Below are 20,521 nucleotides of genomic sequence, written 5' to 3' on the forward strand. Positions count from 1 at the left end.
GTCCCTCCAAACGCCGAAGCCGGGCGTTTCGCCACCCCAACCGCTCCACGCCCGGCCCCGGCTCTCACCTCAGCTTCAGGACATCGTCTGTCAGATCAAGTGCTGACTTATACAGTTGAACCCGCCGACGACGGACGCGTCGACGCGGTCGAGTAGCTTCCACCGGGCCTCCTCGGGTTCGAGCTCGAGGACATCTCCTGCCGCCCAGCTGAGCACGTCGTCCCAGATCAGGAAATGGGCGTCTCCATCCCAGGCGACAACTCCGAGTCGCCGGACCGCCGGTATTCGCGCGGGCACCGTCACGTCCTGCTGCGGCTCCCACGGGTCAGACAGCAATCGCAGCGTGATATCGCAGACACCCTCGAACGGCGAGCAGGCGAAAGCTGTCGGAGCCGCCTGTTTCGTCCTCCGGCCGACTGGCGATGGGTAGGTCGGCGACCGGATGTCGAGGTCGGTCCACGGGCGCGTCGGATCCGGCACCATGACCTCGACGACCGGATATCCGAAAACAGGGAGCAGCGCCTCGAGCGGGCTGTCGAAGGAGATGCCCTGCCAAGCGGCTGCATTGGTGGCGTCGGCGCTGCCCACGACCGCCATCAGCGGCCGGTCGGCACGGGCGTCGTCGGCTGGTCACAGTCCGACTGCCGCGAATGCCTCGGGCAGGTCGCGAATGGTGACGACTTCGGCGCCATCCTCGGCTTGCGCATCCTCGAGCCAGGCCGACCAGTCGTCCTGGCTCAAGGGGCGCGCCGCGGCGACGGTCGCACCCAACGGAAGCAGCCGCACCTGACCGAGAATGCGTTCGTCACCCATATGGCGGAGATCGGCTATCCGGCTGGTCTCCTCATAGACCCAGCCATCGATTTCGCGCTGTAGCGGCAGAAATCCGAAGGAGGCGATGCCGATGGCAAGCAGGAGTTGCGCCCAGATCATCGTCCTGAGCGAGGTTAACGCCCCCTCGAGCCATCGTCGCATCCGATGCCCATGCGGTTTCTGGAGCACTATCGCGGCCGCGCGCGCGTCTGACAATGCGCGCGCGAAGGCTCGGACGGGCGGCGGAGCAGATGAAAGGGGGGCCGGCGATTCGCCTCGGCCGCTTCGTGCGGAGGTGTAACACGACAAGAAGGGGATGCGCGGCGGCGCCGCGCAGACCTTTCGCTGTTCGGTCGCCGGTTCGACTCCTGGCCGGATCAGGCGGTGTGGCGGCCTGCTGAAGCTCGATCACCTCGGCCACGGCCGAGGCCGGCTGGCCGCCGAGCCCGCCCTCAAGAATGCCGTGCAGCCCCTCGCCGAGGGTCAGCCTGCGCTCTCGCCAATCGCCTTCAGCACCGGATGATGGAGCGCCATCGCCCCGATTGCTCCGACCGCCTGGTAGACCAGCCCACCCCTGGGCGCCGGTGACAGCGCCGGCAGCACCGTGCCGAGGCCAGTGATTTGGTTGATGCGGATCGACTCGATCTTCTCGGCCGGCTTCACCATCGTGGCTATGATCGCCGGCAGCGCTTCCAGCCGGGCGATCAGCAGCTTGAGCTCGATGATCTCCGGAGAAGGCGCATTCTCGGCCGCGATCAGCGTGGTCTGACCTTGGGCCGTAGCGCGTTTCTTGGTCGCCTCGGCGCGGATGGTGACTGGCGCCGCCTGGGCCTCGGCAATCTCGCGGATCCCCGCCGACCGGTCGGCCGCTGCCTCGCGCTCGGCCTTCGCCTCAACGCGGACGCGAGTCGCCTTCTTCTCGGCGATTTCCTCGGCGGCGGAATCGCGATGCGCTTCTGGCGCTCGGCCTCGGCGACCTTACGGCCGGTCGAGACGCTCGCCTCTACTGCCACCGGGAGCGCATATGGGGCGCCGAGGTCGTGTCTCCGGTGGTGGTGTAGCTCGCCGGTAGCGTCGCCGTCTTTCCAAAGGGGATGCGGTGAACTTCGAGAGCCCAGGCGTGGTTCCACCGACTTTGCCCAGCCGATCTCGTTACTTGAACGTCGCTCATCGTCGCTCAAGTACGGGACAGGTGGCTCTAATGAAATCAATATCTTAGGCCTCAGAGAAGGTTGGATGGCGATCGTTTGGCCAGCCAATATCAAGAGTCTGTGACCTCCCCCGCGAGCCGCCGGTGCGGGCGTGCCGGAGACCCTGGCCGGGCCGGAGTCTCGATCATTTCAGCCGTGAGCGCGGGGTATCGCCGCGCCGGGGCCGAAGCGCGGAGTGGGCCCCGCGCCAGGGATGGGGCTATTCGGGGTTCCGGCCGGGGGCCTGATCGGCCGGGCTCGCATGCATTATCTCGTCGTCCTCCGGGCCGTCGACGATCAGATACCCGGCGAGCCCGCGCTCGGCGCGGGAGAGCGCATGATCGACGAGGACGAAGGTTCCGGCGCGGTCGATCGTGAAGTCGACCACCGTCGCTCCCCCCGGCGGCACGCTGACCGTCTGCACGTTCGTCAGCGGCGGCGAGGTGATGCTGGCGAGCGGATAGACATTGTCGAAGATCTCGCCGATGACGTGGAACGACGAGGTGAAGTTGGGACCGCCAACGCCGAAGAAGACGCGGACCCGCTCTCCGGGATTGGCATAGAGCGGATGCTCCTTGGTCAGCGCGCCGACCGAACCGTTGAAGATGAAGTATTCCGGATTCTCGGAGATCAGCTTGTCGTAGTCCATCTCCATCAGGCCTCGGGTGCCGTAGGGCTCCACAGTGTAGATCTCGCCCTGCATCACGTAGAATTCGCGGTCCACCTGCGGCAGCCCACCCTCGGGCTCGACAACGATGAGACCGTACATGCCGTTGGTGATGTGGTGGGCGACGCTCGGCGTCGCGCAGTGATAGACATAGACGCCCGGCTTGAGCGCCTTGAAGGTCACCACGGTCGCCCCGCCGGGCTCGGTCTGGGTCGCATGCGCGCCGCCCCCGGGACCGGTCGCGGCGTGAAAATCGACCGAGTGCATCATGACGCTGTTCGCATGGTTCTTGAGCGTCACCTCGACGGTGTCGCCGACCCGCACCCGCACCAGCGGCCCCGGAACCTTGCCGTCGAAGGTCCAGAACTCGTAGGAGGTGCCGTCGTCGAGCCTGCCCTTGAGTTCGACGGTTTCGAGTTCGACCTTCACGACCTGCGGCGCCCGCTGGCCGATCGGGTCGGGAAGATCGGCGGGGTCGCGCACGATGTCGGCGCCGTCTTCCCCCTCGGCGGTCCGCTCGCCCCCGACGACGCGGATCAGCCCCTCCATGCCCGCCGCCCGGTGTCCGGCGATCGTGCAGTAATAGGCGAACTCGCCCGGGCTGGTGGCGCGAAAGGAGAAGGTCGAGGAGGCGTTCTTGCCGATCACGAGCGAAGATCGCGCGCCGTACTGGTCGACGAAGATGTCGTGCTCGGCGCCCTCGCCGTTGATGAGGATGATCTGCACGAGTTCGCCCTCGTGCACGGTGAGGGTCGGGTTGACCTGCTTGTCGATCGTACCGCCGACGCCGATGTAGACCATGCGGCCCTCGGCGATGCCGGTCCGAAGGGTGAAGGACAGCGGGGCGTGATAGCTGACGTCCGGCGAGGCCGCGGCCGGTGTCGCGCCCTCTGTCGCGTCCTCTGTCGCGCCCCCTGTCGCGCCCTCGTTCGAGGCTTCGCTGGCGCCCTCGGTGGCCGCCTGGCCGGATTCCCCTGCGGCCTGCGCCACTTCGGTCCCGGCGCCATGCTGATGTTCTTGGGCGAGGGCCGCGTGCATCGCGGCGAGCGAGCCGACCGCCACGGCGCAGAGGATGAGCAGGCACAGGGCGAAACGGCGAAACGGCGCGTGCCCGGCGCCGGGCAATCTTGCGTACTTCGAGAGAGACATCGTCGTATCTCCGATGACGTTGAAAAGAGCCGAGCCCGGCTTCACGGGCCGTGACAGACTTTCCACTACGTCCCGGCCCTTGATCGTTGCGCGATCGCAAGCAACCGGTATCAGGGGATCGGATCGGCAGAAGGCCCCGCGGCGGACCTGCGAGCCCGGTCGCACCTGTCGCTCAGCCTCCGGCGGTTGCCTCGCGGTTCGTCATCGATGAAATTCGCCTGGAAGGGGGGCGGCGCGGACGCGGCGCTAGCTCGGCGCGGCCAGACCCCGCGGCGCGGCGCGGGCGCGTTCCGTCGCCGCCGGGCCCGCGCGTCGAGCCATATGTGTCGAGTACGCCGGGAAACGCATTGAGGGCGTTCAGCCGCGCACCGAACCGCGCCCAGCCCATGAAGCCCCTGGAGCGGGGCTTCCGGAGGAGGTCAATGTCGAGCCCATCCCCGAAAGGGGAAACGCGGTCAGTGGCCGATCTTCCAGCGCGAGGAGACCTGGTTCCCGCTGGGCTTGCAGATCGAGCAGCCGCAGCCCGCGAGATGCTTCTTGTTCACGAGCTTCGGCTCATCGACGCTGCGCTCCGACCGGGCGAGCGCGGAGCGCAGGGTTCCGTTCAGCGTGCTGATCTGGGGCGCGGACACCACGCGGGCGCAGCCGTGGCCGCAATCGGGGCATTCGGCGGCGCTCTCGCTCGCCGCCATGATCATCCAGGCGCGGAACGGGCCGCAGTCGCCGCAGACGAAATCGTAGATGGGCATGTCTTCTTCCTTCCGCGTTTCTGACGAGAGGCGGCTCAGAGCCACCCGTCGAGGATGAGGTAGCCGGGCACCCAGCCGGTCACGACGCCGGCGAAGACCGTGAAGCTCGCCGTCGGGCCGAGGATGTCCTTCTTCAAGGCGAGAAGCAGGAAATACATGAACCAGAGCGCGCCCCAGATCACCCAGTTGATGGCCATCCAGATTTCGAGGGTCGACTGCATCGAGGCGAGGCTGCCGAGCACCACCGGAACCGTGGTGATCGCGACGAAGAGGCTGAACCAGCCGAGCCCGCGCCCGTCCACATCGGCGAACCGGTTGTAGGCGACCCAGAAATAGGTGGCGGTGAAGAGCAGCGTCAGCGCGGCCGCCTTGACCGAGCCGAGGTCGGCACCGGGGCCGAAGGCCCAATAGATCACCACGGCGAGCGTGGCGAAGCCCGAGACGACATTGATCACCGCGATCTCGCGGTCGTCGATCTTGCCGTGCAGCCAGAGGCCGTTGAGGAACAGCACGGCGCCCACGTAGAGCAGGCCAAATCCGAGTAGCATGGGAATTCTCCGCGATGGCGAAGCGGGCCCGCGCCGGAGGCGGGGCCCGCCCGCGCTCAGCTCGACGTTGCGACGGACACTTCGGGGACCATGCGTCGTGGCCCCTCGGCGTTCGGGCGGATGTCGAAGTCGAAGATCGCGGTCGGAATCGCCAGCGTCGCGCAGACGTTCGGAATGTCGACGATGCCGGCGATGCGGCCCTCGCCCGGCGCCGTGCCGAGGATCATGTAGGCCTGTTCGCCGGAATAGCCGAATTTCTTCAGATATTCGATCGCGTTCAGGCAGGCCCGGCGATAGGCGACATGGGCGTCGAGATAGTACTGCTCGCCGGTATGCTCATCGACCGAGATGCCCTCGAAGATGAGGTAGTCATCGAAATGCGGGTCGATCGGGCTCGGCTTGAAGATCGGGTTGATGATCCCGTATTTCGACATGCCGCCCTTGATCACATCGACCTTGATGTCGATCCAGCCCGCCATCTCGATCGCGCCGCAGAAGGTGATCTCGCCGTCGCCCTGCGAGAAGTGGATGTCGCCCATCGAAAGCCCGCCGCCCTTCACATAGACCGGGAAATAGACCTTCGAGCCGCGCGACAGATTCTTGATGTCGCAGTTGCCGCCATGTTCGCGCGGCGGCACCGTGCGCCAGGCCTCGGCGGCGGCGGCGTCGCGCGCGGCGCCCGTCATCTGGCCCATGAGCGCGGTGTCGGCGTAGGGCGGCGCCGCGAGCGGCGGCACGCGGTTCGGATCGGTCGCGATCAGCGCCGCCTCGCGGCGGTTGGCCTCGGCGAGCAGCTTCTCGTCGGGCAGGCAGCCGATCAGGCCGGGATGGATGAGGCCCGGATAGCGCACGCCCGGGATGTGGCGCGAGGTCGTGTAGATACCCTCGAAATCCCAGCAGGATTTGGTCGCATTCGGATAGTGCTCGGTCAGGAAACCGCCGCCGTTCTCCTTGGCGAAGAGCCCGTTGAAGCCCCATTCGGAGCTTTCGAGCGCGCCGATGTCGAGAATGTCGACGACGAGCAGGTCACCGGGCTCGGCGCCCTCCACGCCGAACGGGCCGGAGAGATAGTGGACGCGCGTCAGATCGACATCGCGGATGTCGTTCGCGCTGTCGTTGTTGCCGATCTGGCCACCGGTCCAGTCGTAGCATTCGACCCGGAAGACATCGCCGGGCTTGAACGTCTCGACCATCGGGATGTCGGGATGCCATCGGTTGTGGGTCTTGATATCCTGTTCCTCGGGCGCCTTGTTGAGATCGATCTTGAAGGCCGTCTTCGGCATTTGGATTCTCCCTGTCGTCGGACCCGCCGGTTGGCGAGTCGCGAAAGGAAGCGTATGCAGGGCAATGTAACCGGCCTCGCATCCGCGCCGGGCCGCCGTGTAACGTTTTGTAACGCGAAGGCTCGGACCCGGCGGCCTCGCGGCATAGTCGCCGAAAACGGTTTCACTCGGGAGGGAGCTTCCATGAAGGCAAGGATTCTCCTGGTCGATGACGATCGTCGGCTCTGCGGTTTCCTCGCGCGCTTTCTCACGGACGAAGGGTTCGAGACCACCAAGGCCCATGACGGGATCGGAATGCGGCGCGCGCTCGCCGACGCGGGTTTCGACCTCGTGCTGCTCGACCTCGGCTTTCCCCGCGGCGATGACGGGCTTTCGCTCGCGCGCGACCTGCGGGCGCAGTACGAATCCGCCCTGATCGTGCTCACCGGCAAGAACAGCACGATCGACAAGGTGGTCTGCCTCGAGCTCGGGGCGGACGACTATGTGACGAAGCCGTTCGAGCCCAGGGAACTGCTCGCGCGCATCCGCGCCGTGCTGCGACGAGTGATGACCCGGCCGGAAATAGCGCCGGTCCCGGCGGCGGAGGAGCTTCGCTTCGACGGCTGGTCGCTCGATCTGGCGCGGCGCGAGGCCTATGATCCGGTCGGGGCGCCAGCGGGGCTGACGAGCATGGAGTTCGACGTGGTCGCGGCGCTGGCGCGCAGACCCGGCCGCGTGCTCTCGCGCGATCAGCTGCTCGACCTCGTGGCGAACCGGTCCTGGACGCCTTGCGACCGCAGCGTCGATGTGCTCGTCGGCAAGGCGCGGCGCAAGCTCGGCGACGAGGGGCCGAACCATCGCATCATCCGCACCGTCCGCGGGATCGGCTACGTCTTCGCGCCCGAGGCCGCGCCGCGCGCCTGAAGCGCCGCTCGGACGGCGCGCGCCAGCGTTCCGAGGTCGACGGGCTTGACGAGGAAGCCCGCGCCCGGAACCGGGCCGCGCGGCCTCCGGGCCGGGTCCGCGGTGAGAAGCAGCAGGGCGAGGCCGGGATGCCGGCCCGCCGCCTCGCGCGCGAGATCCATGCCGTCGCGCCCTCCGCCCAGACCGATATCGGTGACGAGCAGGTCGAACCCCTGTCCCCCGCCCAGCAATGCGCTCGCCTCCTCCGCGCCCGCGGCCAGTGTCACGCGGTAGCCGAGGTGTTCCATCTGGCGGCCGAGGGTGCGGAGCAGATCGGCGTCGTCCTCGACCACCAGAAGGCGCTCGGAGCGTCCGGTGGGGATCGGGTCGCGTCCGGGGGCGGCCGCCTCCATGCCCATCCCCGAGCCCACGCCCGAGCCCACCGGCAGGCGGATCGTCGCGGTGAGGCCCTCGCCCTTCCGGCTGTCGAGCCTGAGCGCGCCGCCCGAGCGTTCGGCGAAGGCCGCGACCATCGCGAGCCCGAGGCCGAGCCCCCGACCGGCGGGCTTGGTCGTGACGAAGGGCTCCGCCGCTTGCCCGATCACATCGTCGGGCAGGCCCGGCCCGGTGTCGGTGAGCGAGAGATCGACGAACCCCTCCCCGGCCCGCGCCGCGACGATCAGCGTGCCGCCCTCCGTCATCGCATCGCGGGCGTTGATCGCGAGATTGATCAGGCTCGCCTCCAGCTGGCCGCGGTCGACAAGCACCGGCGGGGTGTGTTCGGGCACATCCAGCACGATGGCGATGTCGTCGCCGAGCGCGCGGTCGAGCAGGCGCAGGGTCGCGGGCAGGGTCGCGGCGAGATCCGTCACCTCGGCGTGGAGCGGCGCGCCCCGGGCATGGGAGAGCAACCGGCTGGTCAGTTCCATCCCGCCCCGCACCGCCCCCAGCGCATCCTCCACCATCTCGCGCAGCCCGGCTTCGCCTTCGAGCCGTTCGCCGAGCAACTGCAGGTTGCCAAGGATGACCGCGAGCGTGTTGTTGAACTCATGCGCGACGCCGGCGCTCAGCTGCCCCAGCGCATCGAGCCGCTGGGCGCGCCTGAGCTTCTCCTCGGCGGCGTCGCGTTCATCGAGGAGCCGCAACCGCTCGAAACAGCGCCCGAGCGTCCGGTCGAGGTCGTAGAAGAAGAAGGGCTTCATCAGGAAATCGTAGGCCCCGGCCTTGAGCGCCCCGATGGCCGTCTCGAGCGAGGCATAGGCCGTCATCATCACGACGACCGCCCGCGGCGCCGCCCGCCGGATGTCGCCCACCAGCGCCACGCCGTCGTCGCGGCCGAGCCGCACATCGACCAGCGCCACATCCGCCGCCCAGTCCGCGAGCACGGCGCGCGCGGAGGCGGCGTCCTGGGCGACGCGGGTCTCGTGCCCTTCGAGAGAGAGCAGTTTCGCGAGGCTCTCGGCGAAATCGTCGTCATCGTCGATGACAAGGAGCCGCCAGGGCCGCCCGGGGAACTCAGCCATCGCCCGGCTCCCGCGGCTTCGGCAGAAGGAGGGAGATCGTCGCCCCCTCGCCGCCCGTCGGTCCGAACTCGATCGCACCGCCGTGCATCTCCATCACCCGCTGGACGACCGACATGCCGAGGCCGACGCCATAGGACTTGGTGCTGAAGAGCGGCTCGAAGATGCGCGCCCGCGCCGCCTCGGGAATTCCGCCGCCATTGTCGGCCACGAAGATCGCGACGGTGTCGGTCCGGGCCCGCGTCCCGACCACGATCCGCCCGCCGCCCTCGGGATGGGCCTCGCGCACGGCGTGGAGCGCATTGTCGAGCAGATTCACAACCGCCTGCCGGAGCCGCTCGGCATCGGCGGGGATCGTGATGCCGGCGGCGAGGTCGAAATCGATGAGCGGCGCGGCCGCGTGCTCGCCGACCTGCGCCGCGAGCCAGGCGTCGATCGGGAGCGGCGCGAAGACCGGTTCGCGCTGGCGGGAGAAGTCGAGCAGTTCCTCGATGATCCGGGAGCAGCGCTGGACACTCCGCCGGATGCGCGCGAATTCGGGGCCGTCGCGCTCGGCTTCCGGCAGGGACCGGTCGAGCACATCCACCGAATTGGCAAGCGCGCCGAGCGGGTTGCGCAACTCGTGCCCGACCGTCGCGGTCAGCTTGCCGATCGCGGCCAGCCGCTCGGTCCGTGCAAGCTCGGCCTGGGTCGCGCGCAATTCCTCCAGCGAGGCGACGAGTTCACGCTCGGCGAGCTCCCGGCTTTCATGCGAGAGCACGATCCACCAGGCCCCGATCGCGAGCAGCGGCAGCACGGCGATGAAGACGCGGATCAGCATCTGCCCGTTGGTGAAGGGCGCCGGATCGATATGCAGTTCCGCGAGCCGGTAGGTCAGCAGGAACACGGCCGCCGCCACGGTCCAGAGCACCAGCGTGATCCCCGCCGCCTTGGCCGCGCGCTGCATCGGACGCAGCGCGAAGCGCTGGCCGGGCGCGCTGACCCGCACCACGCCGCCCTGAACGACGCGGCGTTGCGTGGCACCGGGGGCACCCAGGGGCGCGGCCTTGCACATGTCATGGCAATGCGTGTCGAGGCCGCAGCAGAGCGAGCAGATCGGACCCTCGTAGAACGGACAGAACGCCATGTCCGGCTTTTCGTAGGAATGGTCGCAGGTCCGGCACCGGACCACCTCCCGCCCGCGTTCGGGGTAGTCGGCCGGGCGCAGGATATAGGTCCGGCCGCGCGTCGCGACACCGATCGCCACGGCCGAGACCATCGCGACGACGAAAGCGATCGGCGCCGACCAGGCCTGGGCGCCGGGACCGAGAACACCGCCGTAGCAGACGAGCCCGACCACGGAGGCGAGCGCCATCGAGCCGCAGCCGACCGGGTTGAAGTCTGGCAGATAGGCGCGCTTGAACTCGGGGATCGGCGGGCTGACCCGGAGCGGCTTCAGGATCGCCAGATCCGCCACCAGTGAGCCGAGCCAGGCGGTGGCGATATTGGCATAGACCGCCAGCACCAGTTCCAGCGTGTCGAAGATGCCGAGCAGGATCAGCAGGAGGGCGATCAGGATATTGAAGACGAGCCAGACCACCCGCCCCGGATGGTAATGCGTCACGCGCGAGAAAAAGTTCGACCAGGCGAGCGAGCCGGCGTAGGCGTTGGTGACGTTGATCTTGACCTGCGACACCATGACGAAGAGCGTCGCCGCCGCGAGCGCCGTCTCCGGACTGGCGAAGACATATTCGTAGGCGAGCGTGAACATGTGGATCGGCTCCAGCGCCTCGGCCGTCGGCCGGCCCGCCGAGACGACCAGCACCGCGAGCAGGCTGCCGCCCAGCATCTTGAGCCCGCCGACCACGATCCACCCCGGCCCCGCCGACAGCATCGCCGCCCACCAGCACCGCCGGTTGGTCCGCGTGAGATCCGGCAGGAAGCGGAGGTAATCGACCTGTTCGCCGACCTGCACCGTCAGCGAGCAGAGCACCCCGACCGCGCCGCCGAAGGCGAGAAAGCCGAAGCCACTTTCGGCCCCGGCGAAGTCGCGCCATTGATCGAGCGCGCCGGGGTCCCTGACGATGATGAAGAGAAACGGCGCCACCAGCATCACGACCCAGAGCGGCTGCGTGATCATCTGCAACCGGCTCAGCATCGTGATCCCCATCGCGGTCAGCGGAATGATCACGAGCGAGGAAACCACATAGCCGACGACGAGCGGCACATCGGCGTAGACACGCATCGCCTGTGCCATGATCGCGCCTTCGAGCGCGAAGAAGATGATCGTGAACATGGCGTAGATCAGCGAGGTGATCGTCGAGCCGATATAGCCGAACCCGGCGGCCCGCGTCAGCAGGTCCATGTCGATGTTGTAGCGGCTGGAGTAATAGGCGATCGGCAGGCTGGTGACGAAGATGAAGACGGAGACGCAGAGGATGGCCGGGATCGCATTGGTGAAGCCGTAGCGGAGCGTGATGGCGCCGCCGATGGTCTCGAGCGCGAGAAACGCGATGCCGCCGAGCGCGGTGTTGGAGATGACGAAGGGCGACCAGCGGCGGAAGGAATGCGCGGCATAGCGCAGCGCATAATCCTCCATCGTTTCGTTCGCGACCCACGACCGGTAGGACCGGATCGACGGCCGCTGCTCCGCCGCGCGCGCCATGCTTCCCCTCCCTCCGGTCGATCTCGTCCGCCGGCTTTCTCGTCCTTCCGCCCGACCTCTTCCGCCGGGCCACGGCTGTAGCGCATCCGATCCCGGCCTTCATAGTTCGGCCCCTCGGGCCCGTCGAGGCGACCTTTTGGTCTCGCCGACCTCGGCGGCGGTAGCGAACACTCGTACACGGCGACGATCACCGGGACGAAAATTGCGCGGCCCAACTCCGGCATTCGCGGATGCGCGCACTTGGACCTCCGGGCGATCCGCGTTAGCTCATCGCGGGCAAGCCGCCGCGAAGGTCGTCCATGCCAGATGCCCCCGCCCCGCCCGCGGCGAAAGCCGCCCAGCGCCCGCCGGAAGCCGCTCCATCCCCGGCGGCGGCCGATCCGCCCCGGGTGGACGCCGCCCTCCCGGAGCCGTTCGCGGGCTGGTTCGCCCGGCAGGGCTGGCAGCCGCACGCGCACCAGCTCGAGCTTCTCGCCCGGGCGGGCGACGCCTCGACGCTGATGATCGCGCCGACCGGCGGCGGCAAGACGCTCGCGGGCTTCCTGCCGAGCCTGATCGCCCTCGGCGCGACGCCCCCGCCGGGGCTTCACACGATCTACGTCTCGCCACTGAAGGCGCTGGCGGCGGATATCCGGCGCAACCTCGAACGGCCCATCGCCGAGATGGGGCTCGCGATCCGGGTCGAGGGCCGCACCGGCGACACGCGCGCCGCGACGCGCGCGCGCCAACGCGTCGATCCGCCGCATATCCTGCTGACCACGCCCGAGTCGCTGGCGCTCATGATCTCCTACCCCGAGGCGCCCCGCCTGCTCGGCTCGGTCGAACGCGTCATCGTCGACGAGATCCACGCGCTCGCCGAATCGAAACGGGGCGACCAGCTGGCGCTCTGTCTCGCGCGGCTCCGGGGCCTCGCGCCGGGCCTCCGCCGCGTCGGCCTCTCCGCGACGGTCGAGGACCCGCCCGCCCTCGCCCGGTTTCTCGGTCCCGGCACCGCGCTCCTGATCGCCGATCCCGGTCCCGAGCCCGACATCACCATCCTCGAAACCGGAACTCCGCCGCCCTGGGCAACGCAGGGGGCGCGCTACGCCGCGCCCTCGGTAATGGAGTTGATCCGCGAAGCGCGCACCTCGCTCGTCTTCATCAACACGCGCGCGCAGGCCGAGCTCTTCTTCCAGGCGCTCTGGGCCGAGAACACCGACGGCCTGCCGATCGGCCTGCACCACGGCTCGCTCAGCCGGGAGGCGCGGTCGCGGGTCGAGGATGCGATGGCGCGGGGCGAGCTTCGCGCCATCGTCGCGACCGGCAGCCTCGATCTCGGCATCGACTGGGGCGATGTCGATCTGGTGATCCAGGTGGGAGCGCCGAAGAACATCAAGCGGCTGGTCCAGCGGATCGGGCGGGCGAACCACCGCTACAACGCCCCCTCCCGCGCCGTGCTGGTTCCCGCCAATCGCTTCGAGGTCCTCGAATGCCGCGCGGCGCTGGAAGCGGCCCGGGAGAACGACCTCGATGGCGCGCCGCGCGCGGCGGGACCGCTCGATGTCCTCTGCCAGCACATGCTGCTCACCGCCTGCGCCGGGCCGTTCGACGCGGAGGCGCTGCTCCGCGAGATCCGGACGGCGGCGCCCTACGCCCGCCTCTCCCGCGCCGATTACGACGCCTGTCTCGACTTCTGCGCCACCGGAGGCTACGCGCTCCGCGCCTACGACCGCTGGCGGCGCCTCGTCGAGCGCGACGGGCTCTGGCAGCTGCGCGATCCGCGCCGGGCGAAGACGATCCGGATGAACGTCGGCACCATCGCCGCCACCGAGACGCTCAAGGTGCGGATGCGGGGCAATTTCGCCGCGCTGGGCGAGATCGAGGAGGATTTCGCCGCCACGCTCTCGCCGGGCGACACCTTCCTGATCGGCGGGCAGACGGTGCGGTTCGAATCGCTCCGCGAGATGGTCGTGGAAGTCACGCGGCAGGCGTCGCAGAGCCCGAGGATCGCCGCCTTCATGGGCGCCAGGCTCGCCACATCGACCCGGCTCTCGCACCGGGTGATGGATCTGATCGCCGATCCGGCGCGCTGGGCGACGCTGCCTCCGCATATGCGCGACTGGCTCGCCACTCAAGGACGGGTCAGCCGGCTGCCGGAACCCGACCGCCTGCTCGCCGAAAGGTTCCGGCGGGGCGGGCGCTGGCATCTCTGCCTCTACGGTTTCGCCGGGCGCAACGCGCATCAGACACTGGGTCTGCTCGTCACGCGGCGGATGGAAACGGCGGGGCTCAACCCGCTCGGCTTCGTCGCGAACGACTACGCGCTGCTCATCTGGGGGCTCGACGAGGTGCGCGATCCCGCCGCGCTGCTTTCGCCCGAGGGGCTCCGCGAGGGGCTCGAAGGCTGGCTCGGCGAGAACGCGGTGATGAAGCGCACCTTCCGCACGGCGGCGACCATCGCCGGTCTCATCGACAAGAACCTGCCCGGCCTCAGGAAATCCGGACGGCAGGCGACCTTCTCGACCGACATCCTCTATGACACGCTGCGCCGCTACGATCCCGAGCACCTGCTGCTCCGGGTCACGCGCGAGGAGGCGGCGCACGGGCTCGTAGATTTCGACCGGATCGAGGAAATGCTGGCGCGTGTCTCCGGCCGGATCGACGCGGTGAGCGCGCCGCATGTCACGCCCTTCGCCGCGCCGCTGCTCCTCGAGGTCGGAAAGGTCCCGATCCGGGGCGCGGCCGAGGCCCGGCTGCTGACCGAGGCGGCCGAGGCGCTGATGCGGGAAGCGGGCCTTGGCACCTGACGGGTTGCGCCACCGGTACTGATGGGGCTAAGCGGGAAGCCCATGGGGCAAAGCGTGAACATGCTGGAGCGCGTGATCGACTTCGCGGGGGTCCGCGTGACGGCGCGGGCCGCGGGCTCGCTCTGGTGGGCGGAACACCGGCTGCTCTGCGTCGCCGACCTGCATCTGGCGAAATCGGAGCGGATCGCGCGGCGCGGCGGCGCGCTGCTGCCGCCTTACGAGACGCGCGAGACCATCCGCCGCCTCGCCGCCGAGATCGCCGCGCTCGATCCGGCGACGGTCCTCTGCCTCGGCGACAGTTTCGACGACATGGCGGGTGCGGCGGCGCTGGAACCCGCCGACCGCGCCGAACTGGCCGCGCTGGCGCGGGGGCGGGACTGGCTCTGGCTCGCCGGCAATCACGATCCGGCGCCGCACGGGTTCGCCGGGCGGTGCCTCGGGACGCTCCGGCTCGGCCCGCTCACCTTCCGTCACGCCGCAGCCCGCGACGCGGAACCGGGCGAGATCTCGGGGCACTATCACCCGAAGCTGCGCCTTCCCCTCAGGGGGCGGGCCCTGGCACGGCCCTGTTTCCTCTGGGACAGCCGCCGGCTGATCCTGCCGGCCTTCGGCGCCTATACCGGCGGGCTGGAGGTCGGGAGCAGCCCGCAGCTTCTCGGCCTGCTCGAACCCGGGGCGCGCGCGATCCTGACGGGGGAGCCCTGCGTGATCCTGCCGGTCCCGACGCGCGCCTGAGGAGGGACGGCTGGCCGAAGCCGGCGCTCCGCGGTTCAGGCGGTCAGGTCCCGCGGCTCGGCGAGGCCATGCGCCCGGCAGCAGGCGGTGACCGTATTCGCGAGCAGGCAGGCGATCGTCATCGGACCGACGCCGCCCGGCACCGGCGTGATCGCGCCCGCGACATCGGCGACATCGTCGAAATCGACATCGCCCACCACGACGGATTTGCCGCCCGGCACCTCGACCCGGTTGATGCCGACATCGATCACAGTCGCGCCGGGCTTGATCCAGCTCGCCTTGACCATCGCGGGACGGCCGACCGCCGCGACGACGATATCGGCGCGCGACACCACCTCCTCGATATTCGCCGTCCGGGAATGTGCGATCGTCACGGTGCAGCTGTCGCGGAGCAGAAGCTGCGCCATCGGCTTGCCGACGATATTGGAGCGGCCGATGACGACGGCGCTCCTGCCGGAGAGATCGCCGAGCCGGTCGCGCAGCAGCATGAGGCAGCCGAGCGGCGTGCAGGGCACCATCGCCCGCTGCCCCGTCGCGAGACGGCCGGCGTTCGAGATGTGAAACCCGTCCACATCCTTCTCGGGGGCGATCGCATTGATGACCAGCGCCTCGTCGAGATGCCCCGGCAGCGGCAGTTGCACGAGGATGCCGTGGATCGTGGGATCGGCGTTCAGCCGCTCGATCAGTTCGAGGAGTTCCGCCTGCGTGGTCGTGGGTTCAAGCCGGTGCTCGGCGGAATGCATGCCGCATTCCACGGTCTGCCGCGCCTTGTTGCGGACATAGATCTGGCTCGCCGGGTCCTCGCCGACCAGCACCACCGCGAGCCCCGGGACCAGCCCGGCCTCCTCGCGGATACGCGCCACTTCCTCGGCGACGCGGCCCCTGATCCGCGCCGCGAAGGCCTTGCCGTCGATCACTTCCGCGCGCGTCTTCGTGTCCGTCGTCATCTGCCAAGCTCCCATGAACCCGGTCCCCGCCCGAAGCGGAGCTTCGAAGCGCGGCCCATCCGCGATTTCAGTCGCGCCCGAGATCGCGCCCGTGTCCGGGTCCGAGCCGGCGTTCCTCGAGCGCGATCGACCAATCTATCAACCGGCGCCACAGCGCCTCGACGAGCTCGGGATCGAGCTCGTTCTCCTCCGCCGTGCGCCTTGCCCGCGCCACGACCTCCTCGACACGGGTCTCGATCCGCGCCGGCCATCCGTTTCCGCGCTTCAACTCCGCCGCGCGCTCGATATAGCGCCGCCGCTCCGAGAGCATGGCGACGAGTTCACGGTCCAGGCGGTCGATCTCCCGTCGGAGTTCCGCCATGTCGGCGCAGTCGTTGGGGGCACGTTTCATGCCCCATCGGGTAGCCTCCCCGTCCGCTTGATGCAATGCGGGAAACGAACACCGCGCGCTCAGCCGCGACAGGGTATGCGACGCGAGGGGCCGACTCAGGACAGGCCATGGATCTCGCCGTCGGGACTGATTCCGATCGTCTGCGCCGAGGGCGTCCGGGGCAGGCCCGGCATGGTCATGATCTCGCCGCAGATCGCGACGACGAACCCGGCCCCGGCGGCGAGCCGCACCTCCCTGATCGGGATCGGGAAGCCGGTCGGGGCGCCGCGTTTCGCCGGATCGGTGGTGAAGGAGTATTGCGTCTTCGCCATGCAGATCGGCAGGTGCCCGTAGCCCTCCTTCTCCCAGGTTTCGAGCTGGGCGCGGATGCTTGGCGCGGCGACCACCTCGTCGGCGCGGTAGATGCGCTTGGCGATGGTCTCGATCTTCTCGAAGAGCGGCATTTCGTCGGGATAGAGGAAATCGAACTGCGGCTTCGTCCCCTCGGCGATCCGCGCCACGCGGGTTGCGAGGTCGGTGATCCCGGCCGATCCCTCGGCCCAGTGCCGGCAGAGCACGGCCTCGGACCCATGGGAGGCGACGAAAGCCTTCACCGCCGCGACTTCCGCCTCGGTATCGGTCGCGAAATGGTTGATCGCGACGATGACCGGAAGCCCGAAGCTCTTCACGTTGGAGATATGCCGCCCGAGGTTGGCGCAGCCAAGCCGAACCGCGCCCACATCCTCGGTTCCGAGCGCGTCCTTGGCCACGCCGCCGTTCATCTTGAGCGCGCGCACGGTCGCGACCAGCACCACGGCGTCGGGCACCAGGTCGGACTTGCGGCACTTGATGTCGAGGAATTTCTCCGCGCCGAGATCCGCGCCGAACCCCGCCTCGGTCACCACGAAATCGGCGAGTCGCAGCGCGGTGCGCGTCGCCATCACCGAGTTGCAGCCATGGGCGATATTGGCGAAGGGTCCGCCATGGACGAAGGCGGGCGTGTATTCGAGCGTCTGCACGAGGTTGGGCAGCAAGGCCTGCGCCAGCAGCACGGTCATCGCCCCATCCGCCTTCAGATCGCGCGCGGTCACCGGCGTCTTGTCCCGGGTATGGCCGATGATGATATCGCCGAGCCGCCGCTGAAGCTCTTCGAGATCGCGCGAGAGGCAAAGGATCGCCATGACTTCCGAGGCGACGGTGATATCGAATCCGGTCTGCCGCGGAAAGCCGTTCGCCACGCCGCCGAGCGAGACGACGACATCGCGCAGCGCCCGGTCGTTCATGTCGAGCACCCGGCGCCAGGTCACGCGGCGCGGATCGATCTCGAGCTCGTTGCCCCAGTAGATATGGTTGTCGATCATCGCCGCCAGCAGGTTGTGCGCCGAGGTGATCGCGTGGAAATCGCCGGTGAAATGGAGGTTGATGTCCTCCATCGGCACCACCTGCGCCCGGCCGCCGCCGGCCGCCCCGCCCTTCATCCCGAAACACGGCCCGAGCGAGGCCTCCCGGATGCAGACCGCGGCCCGCTTGCCGATGGCGTTGAGCCCGTCGCCGAGACCGACCGTGGTCGTCGTCTTGCCCTCGCCCGCCGGCGTCGGGTTGATCGCGGTGACGAGGATCAGCTTCCCCGCCGGCCGCGTTTCAATCTCCGCGATGAAATCCGCGGTCAGCTTCGCCTTGTCATGGCCGAACGGCAGCAGCGCCTCCGACGGGATGCCGAGGTCGGCGCCGATCTCCTGGATCGGACGCATGACCGCCGCGCGGGCGATCTCGATATCGCTCAAATAGCCCATCCGCTCTTGATCCCCCGCGAAACCTTCCGGAACGACCTCAGAATACCGGGCGGTCCCCCTTGGCGCGACAATCAAATAGTCGCGCGGCTTAGGTCGTAGGCGGCGGCGGGCTACCGCGCTGACCTGAAAGCACCGAATGTTGACTTATAGGATCTTAAGCAATATTCATTGCCAAAAGCAGGCAACGGCGGCGACGCTCCGCCGTGACGATGACGGAGGAGCCATGCTCACGCTCGATGAACCCGATCTGGCCGCCTTCCGCGCCGAGGTCGAGACCGAGACACGCGCCGCCGATTATCCCCGCGCGGTCGCGGTCGAGAAGAACATCCCCATCTATGATGGCGCGGACGCGGACGAGACCACGGCGCTCGAATGGACCCGCGTGCTCTCCGAAGGACCCGGCGTCTTCGTGATCCGCCGCGCCTTCCGCGATCTCGGCGCGATCGACGCGGCGACGGAAACCTTCCGCGCCATCATCGCCGAGGAACGCGCCGCCGGCATCGCCGCCGGCGACCATTTCGCCAAGGCGGGCGCGAATGACCGGGTGTGGAACAGCCTGCAGAAACTCTGCCTCCGCGACCCGGGCGTCTATGCCCGCTATATCGGCAATCCGGTGATCGATCTCGCCTGCCGCGCCTGGCTCGGCCCCGGCTACCAGATGGCGACGCAACTCAATGTCGTGCGCCCCGGCGGCAAGGCGCAGCAGGCGCATCGGGACTATCACCTCGGCTTCATGCGGCCGGAGGAGATGCGCGCCTATCCCGCGCATATCCACGCCCTCGGCCCGGCCCTGATCCTGCAGGGCGGGGTCGCGCATTGCGACATGCCGGTGGAAAGCGGCACGACCAAACTCCTGCCCCATTCGCAACGCTACCTGCCCGGCTATGTCGCGGCGACGCGGCCGGATTTCCGCGCCTATTTCGAGGAGAGTCACGTCCAGTTGCCGCTCGCGAAGGGCGATGCGATCTTCTTCAGCCCCGCGCTCTTCCATGCCGCCGGCGAGAACCGGACCGAGGATGTGGCGCGGACGGTCAACCTCATCCAGACCGCCTCGGCCTTCGCACGGCACATGGAGTCGATCGACCGGGCGGCGATGAGCCGCGCCGTCTATCCCCATCTCGCGGCGCTGACACCCGAGGCGCGGGCGGCGGTGATCGCGGCGACGGCGGATGGCTACGCCTTCCCGACCAATCTCGACACCGACCCGCCGATCGGCGGCCTCGCCCCGGAAAGCCAGCAGGCGCTGCTCGCGCGCGCGGTGGAGGAAGGCTGGGCTCCGGAACGCGTCGATCAGGCGCTCGGCGCGCAGCTCGCGAAACGCGCCGCCTGATCCGTCCCGCCTTGGCACCCGGCGCGCCCTATTCGTAGGGTGTGCCGTTCTTGCGGGTGAACCGGCCGTCCGCGTTCGCGCTCATCATGTCGACATCGGAGCAGGTAGTGAGGTCCTCCGGCTGGCGCGAGCCAATCTCGAGATAGACCGCCGGACGATCCGACCGGTTGACCATGTGGTGCCCATTGCCCGTGTTCTTCGGAAAGGCCGCGCAGTCGCCCGCTCGCAGGATGCTCTCGCCGCCATCCTCGACGAGCGTCAACTCGCCGTCCAGCACATAGACGAATTCGTCCTCGTGCGAATGCCAGTGCCGCTGGCTCGACCATTGGCCCGGAGGCAGCGAAGTCAGGTTCACGCCGAATTCGGCGATCCCGCCCGCATCGCCGAGTCGCTGGCGGGTCCGGCCGGCCGAGACCGCGCGAAAAGGGGCCGGATATTCCGTCCCGACCCGCTTCGGGATCGTCTCCACGCGGAGCTTCGGCATGCATCCTCCGGTCAGGTCGCGGGCAAGGTCGATACGTTCAGCTCAGCGGCGGGTAGAGACGGACCGGCGGGGTATGCAGCGTCGCGATGGCATGGATCGTGATCTCTCCCTCCGCCTCGACCCAGGCGGTGACACCGCGCCGGCCGCGCGCCGCCGCCCGCCAGCGTGCGCCATGGCCCGGGTGTTCCGCGTCGATCTCCTTGGCCGGGAAGGCGCAGGGACCGTTCTCCATGTCGACCGTCAGCGAGGCGCCACTGTCGAAGATGAGCCGCGACGACGGCGGCATCAACGTCAGTTCCGGCAGCCCCTCCAGAACCAGATTGGCACCGAGCAGCCGCGGGTCGACATGATCGAGCCCGATATCCGCCGCCGTCGCGGTCATCTCCTCGAGCGACAGGATCGAGACCTGCCGCGTGTTCCGGATCGTCGTGCCCTTGGGATACTGCTCCGACACGCGCGAGCAGGAGGGGCGCGTCAGGCCGCCATGGCATTCCCCCTCGAAGCCCTCGAACCGCGCAGACACCCGTTCCAGCGCCTCGGAGCGGAGCGACGTGGCGCGATCGCGTACGACACCGATGAACACCACGCGGCCCGCGAGGCCGGTCGGTCGCAGAATGGGCATGGGCGGGCT

Annotated in this window: 18 protein-coding genes; 4 read left to right on the forward strand and 14 right to left on the reverse strand. The window is 68.8% G+C overall.

Annotated elements, in window-relative coordinates:
* Positions 1-90: 90 nt before the first annotated feature.
* The 7 genes from ACLJK8_RS14710 to fmdA form a co-directional block, all read right to left on the reverse strand.
* Positions 91-597 (reverse strand): hypothetical protein, encoded by a 507-nt coding sequence (locus tag ACLJK8_RS14710; RefSeq protein ID WP_413151062.1) that lies wholly within the window; start codon positions 595-597, stop codon positions 91-93.
* Between the two features lie 33 nt (positions 598-630).
* Positions 631-933 (reverse strand): hypothetical protein, encoded by a 303-nt coding sequence (locus tag ACLJK8_RS14715; RefSeq protein ID WP_413151063.1) that lies wholly within the window; start codon positions 931-933, stop codon positions 631-633.
* A 363-nt stretch (positions 934-1,296) separates the two neighbouring features.
* The gene (locus ACLJK8_RS14720; protein ID WP_413151106.1) at positions 1,297-1,740 is read right to left on the reverse strand and encodes a flotillin domain-containing protein; all 444 of its coding nucleotides are present in this window, start codon (positions 1,738-1,740) and stop codon (positions 1,297-1,299) included.
* Positions 1,741-2,223: 483 nt separating this feature from the next.
* Complete coding sequence (nirK, locus tag ACLJK8_RS14725; RefSeq protein WP_413151064.1) at positions 2,224-3,819, reverse strand: copper-containing nitrite reductase; 1,596 nt, start codon at positions 3,817-3,819, stop codon at positions 2,224-2,226.
* Between the two features lie 455 nt (positions 3,820-4,274).
* Complete coding sequence (locus ACLJK8_RS14730; RefSeq protein WP_413151065.1) at positions 4,275-4,568, reverse strand: FmdB family zinc ribbon protein; 294 nt, start codon at positions 4,566-4,568, stop codon at positions 4,275-4,277.
* Positions 4,569-4,603: 35 nt separating this feature from the next.
* Positions 4,604-5,116, reverse strand: a complete 513-nt coding sequence (locus ACLJK8_RS14735) for an AmiS/UreI family transporter (RefSeq protein ID WP_413151066.1) — start codon at positions 5,114-5,116, stop codon at positions 4,604-4,606.
* Positions 5,117-5,172: 56 nt separating this feature from the next.
* Positions 5,173-6,399 carry a formamidase gene (gene fmdA, locus ACLJK8_RS14740; protein ID WP_413151067.1) on the reverse strand — a complete coding sequence of 409 codons (1,227 nt, stop codon included), beginning with the start codon at positions 6,397-6,399 and terminating at the stop codon, positions 5,173-5,175.
* Between the two features lie 183 nt (positions 6,400-6,582).
* Here fmdA and ACLJK8_RS14745 point away from each other — a divergent pair, with 183 nt between their 5' ends.
* Positions 6,583-7,302: a response regulator gene (locus ACLJK8_RS14745; RefSeq protein ID WP_413151068.1), complete on the forward strand. Its 720-nt coding sequence runs from the start codon at positions 6,583-6,585 to the stop codon at positions 7,300-7,302.
* Here ACLJK8_RS14745 and ACLJK8_RS14750 read toward each other — a convergent pair.
* Positions 7,266-8,804, reverse strand: a complete 1,539-nt coding sequence (locus tag ACLJK8_RS14750) for a response regulator (protein WP_413151069.1) — start codon at positions 8,802-8,804, stop codon at positions 7,266-7,268. The two genes, ACLJK8_RS14745 and ACLJK8_RS14750, sit on opposite strands and share 37 nt — an antisense overlap.
* On the reverse strand, positions 8,797-11,445 hold the full coding sequence (locus ACLJK8_RS14755; RefSeq protein ID WP_413151070.1) for an ATP-binding protein: 2,649 nt from the start codon (positions 11,443-11,445) through the stop codon (positions 8,797-8,799). The genes ACLJK8_RS14750 and ACLJK8_RS14755 overlap by 8 nt, the downstream gene beginning before the upstream one ends.
* A gap of 299 nt (positions 11,446-11,744) precedes the next feature.
* Here ACLJK8_RS14755 and ACLJK8_RS14760 point away from each other — a divergent pair, with 299 nt between their 5' ends.
* Both ACLJK8_RS14760 and pdeM read left to right on the forward strand, forming a co-directional pair.
* On the forward strand, positions 11,745-14,231 hold the full coding sequence (locus ACLJK8_RS14760; RefSeq protein ID WP_413151071.1) for a ligase-associated DNA damage response DEXH box helicase: 2,487 nt from the start codon (positions 11,745-11,747) through the stop codon (positions 14,229-14,231).
* A 42-nt stretch (positions 14,232-14,273) separates the two neighbouring features.
* Positions 14,274-14,966, forward strand: coding sequence for a ligase-associated DNA damage response endonuclease PdeM (gene pdeM / locus ACLJK8_RS14765; RefSeq protein WP_413151072.1), 693 nt, complete (start codon positions 14,274-14,276; stop codon positions 14,964-14,966).
* Between the two features lie 35 nt (positions 14,967-15,001).
* Here pdeM and folD read toward each other — a convergent pair whose 3' ends face one another.
* The 3 genes from folD to ACLJK8_RS14780 form a co-directional block, all read right to left on the reverse strand.
* Entirely contained in the window at positions 15,002-15,913 is a 912-nt protein-coding gene (gene folD / locus ACLJK8_RS14770) for a bifunctional methylenetetrahydrofolate dehydrogenase/methenyltetrahydrofolate cyclohydrolase FolD (RefSeq protein ID WP_413151073.1), read from the reverse strand.
* A 67-nt stretch (positions 15,914-15,980) separates the two neighbouring features.
* Positions 15,981-16,304, reverse strand: a complete 324-nt coding sequence (locus ACLJK8_RS14775) for a chorismate mutase (protein ID WP_413151074.1) — start codon at positions 16,302-16,304, stop codon at positions 15,981-15,983.
* A gap of 95 nt (positions 16,305-16,399) precedes the next feature.
* Positions 16,400-18,076 carry a formate--tetrahydrofolate ligase gene (locus tag ACLJK8_RS14780; RefSeq protein WP_413151075.1) on the reverse strand — a complete coding sequence of 559 codons (1,677 nt, stop codon included), beginning with the start codon at positions 18,074-18,076 and terminating at the stop codon, positions 16,400-16,402.
* Positions 18,077-18,299: 223 nt separating this feature from the next.
* On the opposite strand from ACLJK8_RS14780, the gene ACLJK8_RS14785 reads away from it, so the two are divergent.
* Complete coding sequence (locus ACLJK8_RS14785; RefSeq protein WP_413151076.1) at positions 18,300-19,406, forward strand: phytanoyl-CoA dioxygenase family protein; 1,107 nt, start codon at positions 18,300-18,302, stop codon at positions 19,404-19,406.
* 28 nt (positions 19,407-19,434) lie between these two features.
* Here the strand turns inward: ACLJK8_RS14785 and ACLJK8_RS14790 are convergent, their stop codons facing one another.
* Together ACLJK8_RS14790 and ACLJK8_RS14795 are read right to left on the reverse strand one after the other, a co-directional pair.
* Positions 19,435-19,890, reverse strand: a complete 456-nt coding sequence (locus ACLJK8_RS14790; protein ID WP_413151077.1) for a cupin domain-containing protein — start codon at positions 19,888-19,890, stop codon at positions 19,435-19,437.
* Between the two features lie 37 nt (positions 19,891-19,927).
* Positions 19,928-20,512, reverse strand: coding sequence for an MOSC domain-containing protein (locus ACLJK8_RS14795; RefSeq protein ID WP_413151078.1), 585 nt, complete (start codon positions 20,510-20,512; stop codon positions 19,928-19,930).
* Between the last annotated feature and the right edge of the window lie 9 nt (positions 20,513-20,521).

The organism is Amaricoccus sp. W119 (genome assembly GCF_047275745.1).
Taxonomy (GTDB): domain Bacteria; phylum Pseudomonadota; class Alphaproteobacteria; order Rhodobacterales; family Rhodobacteraceae; genus Amaricoccus.

Coding starts and splice junctions, on each gene's coding strand:
- ACLJK8_RS14780 (WP_413151075.1), bottom strand. CDS start 18,076: ATGGGCTATTTGAGCGATATCGAGATCGCCCGCGCGGCGGTCATGCGT.
- nirK (WP_413151064.1), bottom strand. CDS start 3,819: ATGTCTCTCTCGAAGTACGCAAGATTGCCCGGCGCCGGGCACGCGCCG.
- ACLJK8_RS14715 (WP_413151063.1), bottom strand. CDS start 933: ATGATCTGGGCGCAACTCCTGCTTGCCATCGGCATCGCCTCCTTCGGA.
- ACLJK8_RS14775 (WP_413151074.1), bottom strand. CDS start 16,304: ATGAAACGTGCCCCCAACGACTGCGCCGACATGGCGGAACTCCGACGG.
- folD (WP_413151073.1), bottom strand. CDS start 15,913: ATGACGACGGACACGAAGACGCGCGCGGAAGTGATCGACGGCAAGGCC.
- ACLJK8_RS14750 (WP_413151069.1), bottom strand. CDS start 8,804: ATGGCTGAGTTCCCCGGGCGGCCCTGGCGGCTCCTTGTCATCGACGAT.
- ACLJK8_RS14745 (WP_413151068.1), top strand. CDS start 6,583: ATGAAGGCAAGGATTCTCCTGGTCGATGACGATCGTCGGCTCTGCGGT.
- ACLJK8_RS14790 (WP_413151077.1), bottom strand. CDS start 19,890: ATGCCGAAGCTCCGCGTGGAGACGATCCCGAAGCGGGTCGGGACGGAA.
- ACLJK8_RS14785 (WP_413151076.1), top strand. CDS start 18,300: ATGCTCACGCTCGATGAACCCGATCTGGCCGCCTTCCGCGCCGAGGTC.
- ACLJK8_RS14755 (WP_413151070.1), bottom strand. CDS start 11,445: ATGGCGCGCGCGGCGGAGCAGCGGCCGTCGATCCGGTCCTACCGGTCG.
- ACLJK8_RS14730 (WP_413151065.1), bottom strand. CDS start 4,568: ATGCCCATCTACGATTTCGTCTGCGGCGACTGCGGCCCGTTCCGCGCC.
- ACLJK8_RS14710 (WP_413151062.1), bottom strand. CDS start 597: ATGGCGGTCGTGGGCAGCGCCGACGCCACCAATGCAGCCGCTTGGCAG.
- pdeM (WP_413151072.1), top strand. CDS start 14,274: ATGGGGCAAAGCGTGAACATGCTGGAGCGCGTGATCGACTTCGCGGGG.
- ACLJK8_RS14760 (WP_413151071.1), top strand. CDS start 11,745: ATGCCAGATGCCCCCGCCCCGCCCGCGGCGAAAGCCGCCCAGCGCCCG.
- ACLJK8_RS14795 (WP_413151078.1), bottom strand. CDS start 20,512: ATGCCCATTCTGCGACCGACCGGCCTCGCGGGCCGCGTGGTGTTCATC.
- ACLJK8_RS14735 (WP_413151066.1), bottom strand. CDS start 5,116: ATGCTACTCGGATTTGGCCTGCTCTACGTGGGCGCCGTGCTGTTCCTC.
- fmdA (WP_413151067.1), bottom strand. CDS start 6,399: ATGCCGAAGACGGCCTTCAAGATCGATCTCAACAAGGCGCCCGAGGAA.